Here is a 15,706-nt window from a genome sequence, read left to right as displayed (position 1 = left end):
ATCAATGAGCGGATAGCGAAACTGGCGCGTCGCCGAACGCTCGGGAAAGCTGGCTTCGCAAAAAGCCGAACCAAACCCCACTGACCGGATGCTGAAGACCCATCCGCGGCCTACGCCGGATGCTTACGGCGGAAGGGCTATCCTGCGGGCTTCATCGCATTGAACGGCTGATGCGCCAGAATGCCCTGAAGGCGCGTCCCAGGCGGTGTCGCCTGCCGAAGGATGCGGGCGAGCGTTCGGTAATCGGACCGAATGTGCTTGAACCGTCGGTTCCATGCCGAGCGACCGAAGCAGAAATGGGCGGCAGACTTCACCTGTATCTGGACGGCGGCGGGCGTTGTGTTCGTGGGGCATCGGGCACGGATCATAGGCATTGTTGGTGATCTTATCTGCACTTCTGCGGACCCTTGAAAAGGATCCATGCACTAACCCCTATTTCCGCCGCTCGTTCAACATTCCCGAATAGCTGTGGCGTTCGATGGCTTAGCCCATTGGCCGGAAGGCGGTCGCAGATATCCCGAAAGGGATCAGGGCGATGTCTGTCCTCACGCCGACGTTCAGACCTGCACGAAATGCCCCGCAGCGACTTCGCGGTATGCGCGCGGGGGTGGTTCGTAGCCGATGGGACGCACGGGGCTTTTCAGTTCATCGACAGCCGCATTGCGCCTCAAACCGCGCCGGGCGGGGTCCGGCACGGGTACGGCCGCCATCAGCTTCTTCGTATAGTCGTGCTGCGGATTGTCGAAGATCGCGGCACGCGGACCGATCTCGACGATTTCGCCGAGATACATGACCGCGACCCGGTGGCTGATCCGCTCCACCACGGCCATGTCATGGCTGATGAACAGGAAAGCGAGATCGAACTCCTCCTGCAGGTCCATCAAGAGGTTGCAGACTTGCGCCTTGATGGAGACATCCAGCGCCGAGACGCTTTCGTCGGCTACGATCACTTTTGGATTGAGCGAAAGCGCACGGGCAATGGCGATGCGTTGGCGCTGACCACCGGAGAATTCATGCGGATAGCGGCCCATCATATCCGGGTTGAGTCCGACCTTGCGCAGGAGATCCGCAACTTTCTCGGTTGCCTCCTCCCTGTTCCCGAGCCGGTGTTTCAGATAGGGCTCGGCGATGGCCGCTCCCACCGTCATGCGCGGGTTGAGGCTTGAGAACGGATCCTGGAAGATCATCTGCACGCTGCGGCGCATGGCACGCAGGCTTGGCTGATCCAGCGCAAGCACATCGTAGCCGTCAAGATGGATTTCGCCGCTTTTCGGCTCGACCAGCCGAGTGATCGAACGGCCGGTCGTCGATTTGCCGCAACCCGATTCCCCGACGATCGAAAGCGTCTCGCCCTGGAAGAGCTCGAACGAGATGTCCTCAACGGCATGCACGGCGCCGGTCTGGCGGCCGAATAGACCACTGCGGATCGGGAACTGCGTCACGAGATTCTTGACAGACAGCACCGGAGTCTTGCGGGTGTCGACGGTATCGGCCACCTCTGTCGGCTCACTCGCCTTGCCCGTGCCGATATCGACAATGGGAAAGCGCAGTGGCCAGGCATGACCGTGCATCGAGCCCAGCTTCGGAACGGCGGCCAGAAGGGCGCGCGTGTAGGGATGCTTGCCACGATGGAAAACATCGGCGGTCGGCCCCTGCTCGACCGTTTCCCCACGCAGCATCACTATGGTGCGATCGGCGATCTCCGCGACGACACCCATGTCATGGGTGATGAAGAGGACCGACATGCCTTCCTCTTCCTGAAGCACCTTGATGAGGTCGAGAATCTGGCCCTGGGTCGTGACGTCGAGCGCGGTGGTCGGCTCATCGGCGATCAGCAACTTGGGTCTGGAGGCGAGCGCCATGGCGATCATCACGCGCTGGCGCATGCCACCTGAAAATTGATGCGGGTATTCGTCGAACCGGTTGGCGGCATTGGGAATGCGGACCTTTTCCAGAAGCCGCACGGTTTCGGCACGCGCCTCGGTTTTCGACATGCCCTTATGCCGCGTCAACACCTCGGAAATCTGTCGCCCGATCGTGAAAATCGGATTGAGGCTCGTCATTGGCTCTTGAAAGATCATGGCCGCGTCATTGCCGCGAACCTGCTGCATCTCGCTTTCGCTGAGGGACAGGATGTCCTTGCCGTTGAGGATAATGCGGCCTTCGACGCGACTCGTGTCCCGGGCCAGCAGGCGCATGATGGAAAGCGATGTCACGCTCTTGCCGGAACCGGATTCGCCGACGATGGCAACGGTTTCGCCGGGCTTCACGTCGAAGGAGATGTTGCGCACCACCGATCGCCATTGGCCGTCGACCAGGAATGAGGTCGTCAACCCCTCGACAGAGAGAACGGCGGGCATCTCGGCTTGGGCGGCGGCGGCTGTCGTCATGGGGCTCATGGCTTTCCTGGTCCGGTCATGCATGTCGGGGGCTGTGGTTCACACGGGCTTCAGTGGCGTTGCAAACGAAGGCGAGGGGCGTCCTTCGGCGATGCGCGCGGCCTCGAGTTCTGCGATCTTGCGGTCGATCTCCGTGCGGTCCGTCAGTCCGTGTGGGTTCTCACGGGTCGGCATGGTCTGCGCCACATGGAGATAGCGCTCCTGCGCGACAGCATACAGCCGGCGGAGTTCCACCAACGGGTCCGGATGGTCGTCGGCACGGATATCGAGCCAGGGATAATCCTGGTCCCGGTAGATCACGAGTGCCGCCGACTGCTTGCCGCGTTTGTCACCGCCGGCCGCTTCTCCGGCATCCATGGCCGCCAGCAATCGCTCGGCGAAAGGCGCATCCGCCAGCGCCTTGTAAACCCTGAGCGTCTCGGCGATGACCTGCGGACCAGCCAGCATATTGCCGGCAACGGACACATTGTCGTCGACGATGTGCCCGGCCCAGTCGATGCATTTGGAACCGGTGAAGGCTGCATTGCGTCCTGTAGCGTCAGTCAGATGCAACTGGCGCTGTTGGCACCCGTCATCGCGGGCCGTCAGCGACGAAATGATTTCCTCGGGGGAACGGCCCTGGGCCAGCAGAGCAAGGCCATCCGTGCCGTAAAGGGGACTGACGAAGGCCTGGGTGGCAATGGCGCCCACCCGGCCGCGAATATGTGGAACGGCGGCGCCGACGGCGAAGAAACGGCTTGCCACCGCCACGGCCAGATGGCCCGTCTGCGGATCACGTGCGACAATAGACCAGGTCATGACTATCTCCCTATTGCATAGGCTTGCATGAGACGCGGCGTCGCTGCGGCGCGCATCAAGCCGTCCGCATCTCTCCTGGCCGCTGTCAGTCGACCGACGGTCCACGGATCGGCTGGCGTGATCTGGTGACCCATGGCGGCCAGTCTGGAGATCACGTCACTGCCGATATTGCTTTCGATCATCAGGTTTCCGGGCTGGCTTGTACGCGGGTAGAAGGAGCCCGGGAAATGCGACGTGTGGAACAACGGCATGTCGATTGCCGCCTGCAGGTTCTGCTTGTGGTGGACGTAGCGCAGGAAGAAGGAAAGCTGCCACTGATCCTGCTGGTCGCCACCCGGCGTGCCGAATGCGAGCGTCGGCTTGCCCTCGTAGAGCGCCAGGGAAGGCGTCAGCGTCGTGCGGGGGCGCTTGCCGGGTGCCAGCGAGGTCGGCAATTCGGGCTTCAGCCAGAACATCTGGGCGCGAGAATTGAGGCAGAAGCCGAGACCCGGAACGATGGGGGAGGATTGCAGCCAGCCGCCGGACGGCGTCACCGACACCATGTTGCCTTCGCGGTCGATGACGTCGATGTGGACGGTGTCGCCGCGTTTTTCGGTCAGGTGCGACATGGTCGGCTCGTAGACCGCGCCGGTGCCCGACATGCCAGCCAGCATTTCCATGGTGAGGTCGTATTGGGTCTCGTAACCCGGCAGCTTGCCCGGGCAGAGCGTCATCGACGCCTGCGAAGAGATCAGCTTGCGCCGCTCGTCGTTGTAGCTGTCGGACAACAACCGGTCCATCGGGACGGTGGCGAAGGACGGATCGCCGTAGTAGACCTCGCGATCGGCATAAGCGAGCTTCATCGCTTCGACGACCGTGTGGACAAAATCGGCACCCCCGGGGTCCATGGCGGCGATATCGATGCCCTTCAGGAGCGCCAGCGACTGCAACAGCACAGGACCCTGGCCCCAGGGACCGGTCTTGGCGACGGTCCACCCATGATAGTCATAGGTCTGCGGTTCTTCGACCGTTGCGCTCCAGCCGGCCATGTCGCCGGCAGTCAGCACCCCCTTGTGGCGGCTGCCGCTGGCATCCATGACTTCGGCGGTCTTCAGATAGGTGTCGATCGCCTCCGCCACGAAGCCGCGGTAGAATGCGTTGCGGGCCGCCTCGATCTGGTTTTCGCGCCCCTTGGCGCTTTCGGCCTCGGTGACAATGCGCTGCCAGGTGGCGGCCAGGACCGGATTGCGGAAGAGTGCGTGGGGCTCGGGAGCGGAACCGCCCGGAAGCCAGGTCTCGTAAGATGTCGGCCACTCCTTTTCGAAGAAGCCCGCCAATCCCTTTATGGTTGCCGAAACGCGCGGCAGTACCGGGTGGCCGTGCTCGGCATAATGGATCGCAGGTTCCAGCACGTCGCGCACCGACATGGTGCCGTAGTCGCGCAGCATCAGCATCCAGCCGTCGAAGGAGCCGGGGATGACGGTCGCCAATAGTCCGTCACCGGGTATGATCGACAGGCCTTCGCCGCTGTAGTGCTCGATGGTCGCGCCGGCGGGTGCGGTCCCTTGTGCGCAGATGACCTCGACCTTGCCCTTTCTCGCGGAATAGATGACGGCGGGCATGTCGCCGCCGGGGCCGACAAGATGCGGCTCGAGAACCTGCAGCACGAAACCGGCAGCGACAGCCGCGTCGAAGGCGTTGCCGCCCTTTTCCAGGATGCTCATGCCGACGGCCGACGCGATCCAGTGGGTGGACGTCACGACGCCGAAGGTGCCGAGGATCTCCGGGCGGGTGGTAAAGTCACTCATCAACTGTTCCTTCGATATTTCTCTATGATTCCCGGGGGTCGAGCGCATCGCGCAGACCGTCGCCGAGCAGGTTGAAACCGATCACGACCAGGAAGATTGCCGCCCCTGGCCACATGGCCATCCAGGGTGCCTGGTCGAGGAAATTCTTCGCGACATTGAGCATGGAACCCCAGCTTGGGGCCGGTGGCTGTTGGCCAAGGCCGAGGAACGAGAGGCTGGCCTCGGCAATGATGGCGGTCGCGACCGTCAGGGTCGCCTGCACGATGATCGGCGCCATGATGTTCGGCAGGATGTATCGGGTCATGATGTCGAAGTGGCCAAGGCCGATCGAGCGTGCGCCTTCGACATAGTCTTCGGTCTTGACCGCAAGCACCTGGCCGCGCGTCAGCCGCACGAAGACCGGCATTGCGGAAAGGCCGATCGCGATCATCGCATTGGTGAGGCTGGGACCGAGAAAGGCGGCAAGGGCAATGGCCATGATCAGAAACGGCAGGGCCAGAAAGGCCTCCGTGATCCTCGATATCACCTGATCGACCCATCCGCCGAAATAGCCGGAGATCAAGCCGAAGGGAACGCCGATGACGATCGCGATGGCGACCGAAAAGATGCCGGCCATGAGCGAGGCCTGCGCGCCCCAGATCATGCGAGAGAGGATATCGCGGCCGATATCGTCGGTGCCCATCCAATGGGCGGCGGACGGCGCCTTGCGAATGGCCGTCCAACTGGTCGCCAGCGGATCGACGATCGGCAGAAGAGGGGCGGCGATCGCAAGGAAGGTGAAGAACGCGATGATGGCGAGGCCGACAAGGGCGCTTTTGTTGGCCTTGAGTTTCCGCCATGCGCGATTGCTGCTCTTGGCCGGTGCCGCAACGGCAACGGCGGTTTGGTCGAGCGCGGTCATAGGTTGGCCCTCATGCGTGGATTGAGGAGGACATAGAGTACGTCGGCCACGAGGTTCATCAGGATGAAGCCGATGGCGGTGCACAGAACGACACCCTGGACGACGGCGTAATCGCGGTTGAACACGGCATCGACGATCAGCTTGCCGAATCCGGGAATGGTGAAGATCTGTTCGGTGAGGACCGCGCCGGCCAGAAGCTCGCCGAACAGAAGCGCACTCAGGGTCACGATCGGCAGCAGGGCGTTGCGGAAGGTATGGCTCAGGATGACGACCCGTTCCGACAGCCCCTTGGCGCGCGCCGTGCGGATGTAATCCGCCTTCATGACACCCAGCATGGCCGAGCGGGTGTGCCGCATCAAGGTGGCGGCAAGCGCGTTACCCAGTACGAAAGACGGCATGATCATGGTCTCGAGCGAGCGCACGGGGTCGACGAAGATCGATTCGTAGCCGGAGGCCGGAAGCCAGCCTAGCCTGACCGAGACCAGCAAGATCAGCATGATGCCTAGCCAGAAATTCGGGATGGAAAGGCCCGACAGCGCGACGATATTGGCGATATAATCGGGGACGGTATTCTTCTTGACGGCCGCCAGGATGCCGATCGGCACGCCGATGATGAAGGCGAAGATCATTGACATCACCGCGAGCTGGATGGTGACCGGCAGCTTCTCGCCGATCAGTTCCAGCACCGGCTGGTTGGTGCGCAGCGAAATGCCGAAATCGCCCTGCAATACATTCGCGATCCAATAGCCGTATTGGTACACGATCGGATCGTTCAGGCGGTATTTCTCCCGAAGGAATTCGATCACCTGCGGATCGCGCTCTTCGCCGGCCATGGCGAGGATGGGATCGCCTGGCAGCAACTTCTGCAGGGAGAAGACGAAGATCGAGACGATCAGCAGCGTCGGTATGGCTACGAGCAGCCGTTTTCCGATGTAGATATGCATGGGCGCACCGTCCTGGATTGCGGGATTGCCTACGGAGCATTGGTGCCCCGTAGGCAAGATCGGGCAAAATCAGCCCTTCTTGACGCCGAGCAGGCGGATCATGCCGTCGGGCGAGGGTACGAAGCCGGTGACTTCCTTCTTGATGGCCCAGATCCATGACTGATGGCCGAGATAGATGACCGGCAGATCGTCATCGAGGATCTTGGCGGCGGCATCGTATTTCTGCTTGCGGACCGCTTCGTCGGCCGAAGCGCGTGCCTCGTTGAGGAGCTTGTCGACTTCCGCTTTACAGTACTTGGAGTCGTTGATGCCGCCCTCGCAGGTGACGAACTGGTGCAGGTTGCCGTCAGGATCGATGCGGCCCGACCAATCCGAGCGGCTGAGTTGAAAATTGCCGGCGCTCTGTTCGGCAAGCAGGGTAGCGAATTCCGTCGCTTTCAGTGAGACATTGAAGCCAGCTTCAGCGACCATCGATTGCACGACCTGCATCATCTGGGTGACGACCGGGCTATTCGCATGCTGTAGCTCGATATCGAGCTTTTCATGCCCTGCCGCCTTCATCAGTTCCTTGGCCTTGGCAATATCGCGGGTGGGAACCGGGATATCCTTGTTGAACCAGGGGCTGGTCGGCGGATAGGGCTGATTGCCGGCCATGGCCGTTCCTTCGAAGACCACCTGGCTCAGCGCCTCGCGGTCGATGGCGAGCGAGAAGGCCTGACGCAGGCGCTTGTCCTTGCCAAACGGGTTGTCGGCGCGCGCACCATTGGCGACGTTGACGTACATGGCCATGTAACCGATGCCGACGACATCCGCATAGGTGAGGGTGGCGTCGCTCTTGACCGAAGCGGCATCGGTTGCGGCCAACCGCTCAATCATGTCGAGTTCGCCGGAGCGCAGGTTGGCGAGACGCACCGTGGAATCCGGGATCGGCAGATAGGTGACCTTGTCGATGAACACCTTGTCCTTGTCCCAGTAGTCGGCGAACTTCTCAAGGACGATACGGTCCTGCTGCACGCGCTCGACGAATTTGAACGGGCCGGCGCAGACGGGCTTGGAGCCGAAATTGGCGCCCAGCTCCTTGGCTGCCGTCGGCGAGACGATCATGCCGGCGCGGTCGGAAAGCTGCGCGAGCAAGGTGACGTCCGGCGCCTTCAGGGTGAACTTGACTTCGTAGTCGCCGGTGGCTTCGATCTTCTCAACCGAGCTCAGCTCGCTTTTGCGGCGCGATTCCGGAAGCGTCATGTTGCGTTCGATGGTGGCGACGACCGCGGCTGCGTTGAGCGGCGTCTCGTCATGAAACTTTACCCCCTCGCGCAGCTTCATGGTGAGTTCCTTGCCGTCGGCGGACCAATTCCACTCGGTGGCAAGCTGCGGCACGATTTTGAGGTCCGGCGAGACATCAACGAGTTTGTCGCACATCGCCGTGTAGACGATGCGGCCGACAAACGTGCGGGATTGAGCCGGGTCAAGGACGTCGGCATCGTCCGCGAGGCCTATGCGAAGCTCGGCAGAAAGGGCAGGCGTTGCTAGCAGCGCGCTTGCCAAAAGCAGGGTGGAAAGACGGGACAGTATCTTCATATTCTAGGACTCCTCTGGTCTGGTTCTTTGTTCTTAAGGGTCTCACCGGTTGTTGCCCCGGCGTTCAAGTTAGACCGGCCACGCGGCCGGTATTCGGTATGTCACGACACATTGCCGATCGGATCATCCTCCAGATGATCCATCGAGGTTTGCCGGATCAGACGCTCTTGCAACATCAACAGATGCTGGCGCATCGCTTCGCCCGCCTTGGCGGGATCTCGGGCGGCAATGGCATTGATGATGGCGGCATGCTGGGCGTTGGATATGCTCATAGTATTGGCGTTGCTGCGGGCGCGCTCGCGGATCGTTTGCCAGGCTTCGTCCTGGCGGACACGATTGATCATGTCGAATATCGACAGGAACAGCAGGTTTCCCGCGGTCTGCGCGATCTGACGGTGCAGCGCGCCGTCCCACAATTCCTTGCCGTCGGCATCTTCCCTGACATGGATTTTCTGGGCGAGTTCGCGCATCCGCGCGATATCGTCTGGCTTGGCGCGCATCGCTGCAAGCTGGGCCAATTGCGGCTCTATGCGAAGGCGGACCTCCATGATTTCCATGAAATTGGTCCCCGCCACGATGGTCTCGACATGATCGCTCCACTCGCTCGGCTTCTGGCCTACATAGGTGCCGGATCCCTGCTTGCGCCAGATGGATCCCTCCGCCTCGAGCACTTCGAGAGCCCGGCGGATCGCCCGACGGCTGAGGCCCAGTCTGTCCGAAAGTGTACGCTCAGTCGGCAGCTTTCCGTCCGCTCCGAAGTCGCCATTCCGAAGAAGATCACGCAGCTTCTCGAGGGCGTAATTTGAGTTTTCCTTGGGCGGTGTGACTGGCATGATTGGTCCGAACCAATTTCCGATTGGTTCAGTCAATGCCGATTTTCAGCGCCCGTCAAGATGTCTTTTTGTGCAATCTTTTAAGTGCACAAATAGCGGGCAAATCGATGTGAGATTGTTCAAAATGACTGCACTGGTGCCCTTTTTGGAGGATACTTATAGGGTAGTGCAACGATCCCGGGGATGCGGAATTTACTTCCGGGATGTCAGGCGAGCTCGATATTGCCGCCGACTTTGGAGAAGATCTCGTTCGAAAGTGCTGTAACGAGCGCCTGGTCGGCTCCATTGCGCGGAACCAGCACGAATTCGACATCCTCCAGTGGCGGCAGGATGCCCGGGGGGATCTCCTTCAGTCCGGCGGGCGCCATGCTGCGGGGCTGCACAAGGACGCCCATTCCGGCGCGCGCCGCGGCCGTCAATCCGCTCAGACTGCCGCATGTACAGACAATGCGCCAGGGGATCCGGTTTGCATTGAGCGCTTCCAGAGCAATGTTGCGGGTGATGCTCGGCGGTGGGAACGCAATCAACGGCACGGGGGTCGATGGATCGGCCAATTGCTGCGGATCGCGTGCCAGCCAGATCAGCGGCTCACGATAGACGAGGCGCCCGCGCTGATCGCCGAGACGCCTCTTGGCGAATACGAGATCGATTTCTCCGGAATCCTGCATCTGGTACAGCACGCCGCTCAATGCGACGGTCAATTGCAGATCCACAGAGGGGTAGGCACGGATGAAATCTTCGAGGACCGCCGTCAGACGGCTGGTTGCGAAGTCTTCCGAAACACCTAGCCGCAATTGCCCGCGCAACTTGTTTTCGGCAAAAAGGCCGAAGACTTGCGCGTCGATCGACAGCATCGCGCGGGCATGGCCCGCCAGAACTTCGCCATCGGGCGTCAAGCCGACACGGTGGGTGTCGCGAAAGATCAGCCGGCGGCCGAGCGCGCCCTCCAGCCTCTGGATATGCTGGCTGACCGTGGACTGCCCAAGTCCAAGATTTTCCGCAGCGCGGGTAAAGCTGCCGGTCTGCTGGACGGCAAGGAAACTGCGCAATTGTACGAGGTCGAGCATCTGTTATCTCATTTTGTGATGAGTGTTATCTATTGCATCTTGTATCGCAATAATTGAGTGAAGGCGATGCCGTCCAGCGGAAAGAAAAGATGCGTCGTTTCCTCCCCGATACATTCACCACGCTGCTTGTCGCTGCAGTGCTTCTGGCCTCGGTCTTGCCGATCACTGGCGAGGCGCAGGTGCGGATGGCGCTCGCCACGAAGCTGGCCATCGCTCTCCTGTTCTTTCTGCATGGTGCCCGCTTGTCGCGCGATGTGGTGATCGCCGGCCTTTTGCACTGGCGGCTGCACGGAGTGATCCTGTTCGTGAGCTTCGTCATCTTTCCGCTGCTCGGGCTCGCCATCGGCCTGCTGCTGCCGGCATCGCTGCCGCCGGCGCTCTATACCGGAATCCTGTTTCTCTGCGTATTGCCCTCGACGGTGCAGTCGTCGATCGCCTTTACCTCGATGGCCGGCGGCAATGTGCCGGCCGCCATCTGCGCCGCGTCCGCCTCCAATATTCTTGGCATGTTCCTGACGCCGCTACTGGTCGGTCTGCTGCTTTCGGCGTCGGGCGGCGGCGGATTTTCGATGACCGCGCTCGAGCAGATCCTGTTGCAACTGCTGGCGCCCTTCATTCTCGGACAGATCCTCCAGCCATGGATCGGCGATTGGATCCGTGCCCGCAAGAAGCTCTTGTCTCCGGTCGACCGTGGTTCCATCCTGATGGTCGTTTATCTCGCCTTCAGCTCCGCCGTCGTCGAGGGCCTGTGGCGGACGCTGTCGCTTCGTGATCTCGGCATCGTCGTCGCTGTCGACGTCGTCCTCTTGGCAACCGTGCTCACGGTCACCATGTTCGGCAGCCGTTTCCTCGGCTTTTCCAGGGAAGACGAAATCACGATCACCTTTTGCGGCTCGAAGAAAAGCCTGGCCAGTGGCGTGCCGATGGCTGGCGCGATTTTCGCCGGACAGAGCGTCGGCGCCATCGTTCTGCCCCTGATGCTGTTCCACCAGATCCAGTTGATGGTGTGTGCCCTGATTGCCCAGCCCTATGCGCGGTCTGCCTGATCTGTTGCGCTTCCTCAGGCAATCTTGATCTGCGGCACGCCTCCAACGACATTCCATTGAGGAGACCAACCGCTCGGTCGTCGGCAAACTGGTTGACCGCGCTGAAAATTCAATTCCGCAACACCGGTGGCTCGTGGCTGCTGTAGATATTGTGCGGCCCGCTCGCGAAGTCCCCGATAGTCAGCCCCGGCGAATGCTGCGAAAAAAGACCAGGTCATGACGGACGGGATCTTCAGGGCTATGAGCAGTTCATGTTTTGACGGAAGCATATCCAGCGTTGGTGATGACCTGTGCCCCAATTTCGCTCCAGCTGTCGGGGATGAGAGCACCCACGGCAGTTCATCAGAGCAAAATCAAACCAGCCGATCTGTCCGGTGAAACGGGTGCACTCCACCTCCACTTTTATCCAGCGGGGGGTGAGGCTCCGGGCTCGAGTGCCACCACCAAGCAGAACGTAGATGCAAACTCGGCGGGCTTGGTAGACCGAGGCGGTGGGGCAGAGATCAATGTTCTCAACCTCACTGTTGAAGAGGAGCGGAAAGTAACATTCAGCCCCGCTTTCCTTCAGGGCGTGGCTTGATGATAGATCGCGGTCAAATTGCCGCCGAGCGAGGAGTTGGAGAGGGGCCGATAGGCGGCAGCGAGGGCTTCCGCATCTTTGTTGGAACGGTTGGCCAGGTAGGGCTCCAGCCAGGCGATCTGGAATGCTCTCAATTTCTCCTTCTTCGTCGCAAACGTCTGCGTGGCCCCCGAACGTTCTGCAACAACTTCGGGGCGGTCAAGCGCGGTGACGGTGAAGCTGACGATCGCGTCCAGCTTGCCATTGCACAAATCAAAACTATCCGATTTCAATGGCTGCAGCAGGCTCGCGGTCATGATGATCGGTGCGACGGCATGAAGCTGGTAGTGGAGGGCCTTGTCGCGTCTTTTCATCTCTTGGGGAAGGCTGCCGTCATCATTGGCCGAACAGATCATCAACCGGTTCGTTTCTGCCCCCCAGTCGATCAAGGAGGTGCTGCCGGTGGCAATTCCCACCTGCGTCGCGGCGAGACCCGCCCAGGCGCGATGATTGTTTGTGGCCGCCATGGGAGGCGCATTATTGTCGAAGAACGCGATCTGGCCATCGGCAAGCCTGGCAAACCAATCCAGGATCGCTCGTTCGGACCGGAAATCCGGAGCCGAAACCTTGCGGGCCCTGTTATAGGCGGCAGCCATTCCAGCAATGCGCGAGGAAAGAGCAAGCCGCCCATTGAGAGAGACAGGTTTTAGCAGGGCATTGGCGAAGGCCCAGTCTGCGAGCCCGTCGAAGATACAGCTGGCCGCATTCTCCGCACCCTTCTCCCTACCCGTCCGGTTTGCCGCTTCAGCCAGAGCCCGGACAAAGCCGTCGATGGGCTCAAGGGCCTGATCGACTGCGGCATCCAGCTCCTCATCGATTTCGGAGCGCGATTTATCCCCGTCGCGGTAGCGCGACGGCAGATCTATTTCGACAACAGGCGCCATGGTAATTTTGCAATCCTCAGCACCAAATGCGTCGGCTTGATCGGCTAAGGCAAGAAGCAATCCTGCGCAAAACCCGAGGACGTTCATTCCTTTGTTCAAGGTGCCACTCCTAGTTGGTGCCCTCTTGCATGGAGACAAGCATTTCCGTCGCTTCACGGCTGCCAAGACCGGAGGCTTTGCGAAGCCAGCCCTTGGCCTCATCAAGTGAGGCTGCTCCACCGATACCGAAGGCATTATTGCGCGCCAGGATCAGCATGGCGGGGACGTCGCCGGCATTAGCGGCATCGAGTAACAAGGCCTGCGCCTCCCCCCGGGCCGAAGGCTCTCTGGTTTCCGCAAGCTGCAGCTTGGCATATTCGCGCATGGCCGCGGGATCGCCCTGCCGGGCGGCCTTCCTGAAGATTCCGTGCAAGTCGATGCGACTCATGACCATCGAGCGGAGGGGTTCAGCCAGCTTGTTGATGCGCGCAACGCGTCCAGAAAGCTGATCGGGGGGGGCATTCTCTATCCCCAGAACAGCAACTTCCACGGCCTTCGTGCTCGAATGGCTAGGCTTGGACGGATCCGCGAAGTATTGCATCAGTCGAATTTCGGCCTTCACATCTCCCAGCCGCACGGCCTCCTGGTACAAGCGCAGTGCATCGGCGGTGAGTGGCATGGTCTGCCCCTGCTGGGCCATCTCGGCCAGCTTCCGGTAACGCCAGCCGCGTCCCTCTGCCAGTTGTTCGGCAATCGTCATCCAATTGTCGGATACGGAGTCATCCAAGCCGCGATAAGCCTTCGCGAATGCCAATGCATTGTCGAATGAGCATCGTGTGATGGCGGCGGCCTGGGAGAGCAGAGCGCGCTTGTGCTCGTCGACGTCTTGGCGCTCGGCGGCAAACATCAGGGCCTCGGCATCGCCGTTGGCGACAATGTTTTCCCTATATCGCTCGTAGGTTTCGCGCGTTCCCAGCAGACGCGCAAGCGCCATCAGGGCCTTTCCGTTTGCCTCTTTGGCCGCGCCCTCGAGATAGCCGATTGCCAGTTCCCGAAGCGGCAGATTGTCGGGCATGTTGGCGATAACCGCCTCGGCCGCCGAGACCTTTGTCGATACTGAGCCGATCTTCGCAGCTTTCAAGTAGAGTTCGAGCGCCCGGGCACGCGTCTCGCCATCGGTTGCACGCGAAAGCAGCATTTTGGCGTGTGCAAGCGCAGCACGAGGCTCCGCCGCTACCCTGTCGGACCATTGCCGCAAAGTCGTTGCATCGACCTTCCTCTTTTCGAGGAAGTAGAAATAGGCCGCGAGTGCATCCGCACGACCATAGAGTGCTTCCGATTGAAGGGCGGCGATCTGGACCGGGTTGGGTCGGCGAAGCAGGTCTTCTATGCGCGACAACGGCCAGCTTGCCTCATCGCTGGCGTCGACCATCGCAGACCATTTCGAAGCCTCCACTATGTCGGGGCCGCCCGGCCGACGGCAGAGGAAGGCGTTACGAATGTCCCGGGTCGTTCCCGTAATGCCGTGGATTTCGATCAGCGAAAGAAGGAGGTTTATCCCCTCGCTGAAGCGGCCCGTCCTTTCGGCGTGGCGAAAGTGGAATTGAGCGAGATTGGAGATCGCGCTGACATCGCCGATCTTCGCGCCACGTTCGAAATAGCCTCTGGCCTCATCCTCTCCCAACCAGCGACCTTTTTTGGCTAGCACCATGGAGCCAAGGCGGCTGAACACCCAGCCCGGCGGCTCCTCGAGCTCGGCTATGGCGTGCAGGGTCCTTTCATAGAGATCAGCCGAGACCGGGTTGTCGATATCGGCCTGATAGAGATCGGCAAGGTGTGTAAGACTGCTGCGGCTGCCGGCCTCGGCAGCCTTAGCGAAATAGGAAAGCGCCAGACCCGGATCCTTGTCGACGATGGCCCCGGCTTCATAGGACTTCGCGAGTTCGGTCATGGCGGGCACGACACCGCGATCGGCAGCAAGCTTCAGATAGCGCACAAGGGTCGCATTGTCCTTGTCTATGGCGGTGCTTTCCAGATGGTATTTGGCAACCTTCCAGGCCGCGCTCGCGTCGCCAAGGTCGGCGGCGGTGCGCAGCCAGGCTTCGGAGATCCGCCGGTCAGCCACAACCACCTCACCCTTTTCGAATTCGCGCGCAATCCGGTGCATGCGGTCACAGATGCGCTCATCCAGTTTGCCGACCATGGCGCCTAGCGCCATAGTGATCGTCAGCGACGGATCGACGTCCCAGCCGTATATCTGCTCGCCGGCAAGGCGCCTGCCGGCCAGTTCCAGGAGGGCATCGGCATTGCCACCCGAGGCCGAGCGAACGAGGAGAGACAGGCCCTCGGAAGTCCCACGGGCATTCACCAGTCCGGCAGAAACGAGATCGGCGGCGACCTTCAACTGGCGGGGCGACAAGCTGTCAATGTCGGCCAGCAATTGACCGATCAGGTTGCTCCCCTTGAGCTCCTGCGTCTTGCCTGCCTGCAGATGGAGCTCGATCTTCTCGACGGTCGCCTCCGCACTCAAAATCTGGCCGACGTCCGCCATTCTGTCGATAATGCGGGTTACGAGGGCGAAATTGCCATTCGCATCAAGGTCGCGCAGACGCTGCGCTTCTCGCAAGATCACCCAGGCCTTTGCCTGGGGCAGGTCCTTGCCGTTCCAGACGGCCCAGCGCGCAAGGATTTCCTCGTCAGAGGCCCTTTCCGTACAGAGATTGTTCGTCTCGACTGGCGGCGGCATGAATTCGATCCGGACCTGTGACTGGGCCGCCTGGCCTGTTGAAGACAGGAGGCACAGCAGGAGCCCGGAGAGGATAGAAGCCGGAGACTTTGGCTGACGGGGAACGCGAATGTTCATGGAAGGCT

At 61.0% G+C, this 15,706-nt stretch carries 11 protein-coding genes and 1 pseudogene; 2 read left to right on the top strand and 10 right to left on the bottom strand.

Going from position 1 to position 15,706, the window contains the following annotated elements:
- Positions 1-107: 107 nt before the first annotated feature.
- Positions 108-348 (top strand): annotated as a pseudogene (locus DYZ14_RS21100) (IS3 family transposase); the annotation flags it as partial.
- 209 nt (positions 349-557) lie between these two features.
- Here the strand turns inward: DYZ14_RS21100 and DYZ14_RS21095 are convergent.
- The 8 genes from DYZ14_RS21095 to DYZ14_RS21060 all read right to left on the bottom strand — a co-directional run bounded on the left by DYZ14_RS21095 (position 558) and on the right by DYZ14_RS21060 (position 10,307).
- On the bottom strand, positions 558-2,399 hold the full coding sequence (locus DYZ14_RS21095) for an ABC transporter ATP-binding protein (protein ID WP_154722524.1): 1,842 nt from the start codon (positions 2,397-2,399) through the stop codon (positions 558-560).
- A gap of 39 nt (positions 2,400-2,438) precedes the next feature.
- A complete protein-coding gene (locus DYZ14_RS21090; protein WP_154722523.1) occupies positions 2,439-3,197 on the bottom strand; it encodes a DUF1028 domain-containing protein in 759 nt (252 codons plus the stop codon).
- Between the two features lie 2 nt (positions 3,198-3,199).
- On the bottom strand, positions 3,200-4,984 hold the full coding sequence (locus tag DYZ14_RS21085; RefSeq protein ID WP_154722522.1) for a gamma-glutamyltransferase family protein: 1,785 nt from the start codon (positions 4,982-4,984) through the stop codon (positions 3,200-3,202).
- 22 nt (positions 4,985-5,006) lie between these two features.
- Positions 5,007-5,885, bottom strand: coding sequence for an ABC transporter permease (locus tag DYZ14_RS21080; protein ID WP_154722521.1), 879 nt, complete (start codon positions 5,883-5,885; stop codon positions 5,007-5,009).
- A complete protein-coding gene (locus tag DYZ14_RS21075; protein WP_154722520.1) occupies positions 5,882-6,829 on the bottom strand; it encodes an ABC transporter permease in 948 nt (315 codons plus the stop codon). The genes DYZ14_RS21080 and DYZ14_RS21075 overlap by 4 nt, the downstream gene beginning before the upstream one ends.
- Positions 6,830-6,898: 69 nt before the next feature.
- On the bottom strand, positions 6,899-8,407 hold the full coding sequence (locus tag DYZ14_RS21070) for an ABC transporter substrate-binding protein (protein ID WP_154722519.1): 1,509 nt from the start codon (positions 8,405-8,407) through the stop codon (positions 6,899-6,901).
- Between the two features lie 101 nt (positions 8,408-8,508).
- Positions 8,509-9,240, bottom strand: coding sequence for a FadR/GntR family transcriptional regulator (locus tag DYZ14_RS21065; RefSeq protein ID WP_154722518.1), 732 nt, complete (start codon positions 9,238-9,240; stop codon positions 8,509-8,511).
- 206 nt (positions 9,241-9,446) lie between these two features.
- Positions 9,447-10,307, bottom strand: coding sequence for a LysR family transcriptional regulator (locus DYZ14_RS21060; protein ID WP_154722517.1), 861 nt, complete (start codon positions 10,305-10,307; stop codon positions 9,447-9,449).
- A gap of 89 nt (positions 10,308-10,396) precedes the next feature.
- Here DYZ14_RS21060 and DYZ14_RS21055 point away from each other — a divergent pair, with 89 nt between their 5' ends.
- Positions 10,397-11,353, top strand: coding sequence for a bile acid:sodium symporter family protein (locus tag DYZ14_RS21055; protein ID WP_154722516.1), 957 nt, complete (start codon positions 10,397-10,399; stop codon positions 11,351-11,353).
- A 564-nt stretch (positions 11,354-11,917) separates the two neighbouring features.
- Here DYZ14_RS21055 and DYZ14_RS21050 read toward each other — a convergent pair.
- Both DYZ14_RS21050 and DYZ14_RS21045 read right to left on the bottom strand, forming a co-directional pair.
- On the bottom strand, positions 11,918-12,955 hold the full coding sequence (locus tag DYZ14_RS21050) for an alginate lyase family protein (RefSeq protein WP_195950067.1): 1,038 nt from the start codon (positions 12,953-12,955) through the stop codon (positions 11,918-11,920).
- A gap of 10 nt (positions 12,956-12,965) precedes the next feature.
- Positions 12,966-15,698, bottom strand: a complete 2,733-nt coding sequence (locus tag DYZ14_RS21045; RefSeq protein ID WP_154722514.1) for a tetratricopeptide repeat protein — start codon at positions 15,696-15,698, stop codon at positions 12,966-12,968.
- Positions 15,699-15,706 lie beyond the last annotated feature (8 nt).

It is taken from the genome of Ciceribacter sp. T2.26MG-112.2, from assembly GCF_900492205.1.
Taxonomy (GTDB): Bacteria; Pseudomonadota; Alphaproteobacteria; order Rhizobiales; family Rhizobiaceae; genus Allorhizobium; species Allorhizobium naphthalenivorans_A.
This window is presented reverse-complemented; position numbering and strand designations above follow the sequence as displayed.

Coding starts and splice junctions, on each gene's coding strand:
- DYZ14_RS21075 (WP_154722520.1), bottom strand. CDS start 6,829: ATGCATATCTACATCGGAAAACGGCTGCTCGTAGCCATACCGACGCTG.
- DYZ14_RS21065 (WP_154722518.1), bottom strand. CDS start 9,240: ATGCCAGTCACACCGCCCAAGGAAAACTCAAATTACGCCCTCGAGAAG.
- DYZ14_RS21045 (WP_154722514.1), bottom strand. CDS start 15,698: ATGAACATTCGCGTTCCCCGTCAGCCAAAGTCTCCGGCTTCTATCCTC.
- DYZ14_RS21070 (WP_154722519.1), bottom strand. CDS start 8,407: ATGAAGATACTGTCCCGTCTTTCCACCCTGCTTTTGGCAAGCGCGCTG.
- DYZ14_RS21085 (WP_154722522.1), bottom strand. CDS start 4,984: ATGAGTGACTTTACCACCCGCCCGGAGATCCTCGGCACCTTCGGCGTC.
- DYZ14_RS21095 (WP_154722524.1), bottom strand. CDS start 2,399: ATGAGCCCCATGACGACAGCCGCCGCCGCCCAAGCCGAGATGCCCGCC.
- DYZ14_RS21055 (WP_154722516.1), top strand. CDS start 10,397: ATGCGTCGTTTCCTCCCCGATACATTCACCACGCTGCTTGTCGCTGCA.
- DYZ14_RS21060 (WP_154722517.1), bottom strand. CDS start 10,307: ATGCTCGACCTCGTACAATTGCGCAGTTTCCTTGCCGTCCAGCAGACC.
- DYZ14_RS21090 (WP_154722523.1), bottom strand. CDS start 3,197: ATGACCTGGTCTATTGTCGCACGTGATCCGCAGACGGGCCATCTGGCC.
- DYZ14_RS21080 (WP_154722521.1), bottom strand. CDS start 5,885: ATGACCGCGCTCGACCAAACCGCCGTTGCCGTTGCGGCACCGGCCAAG.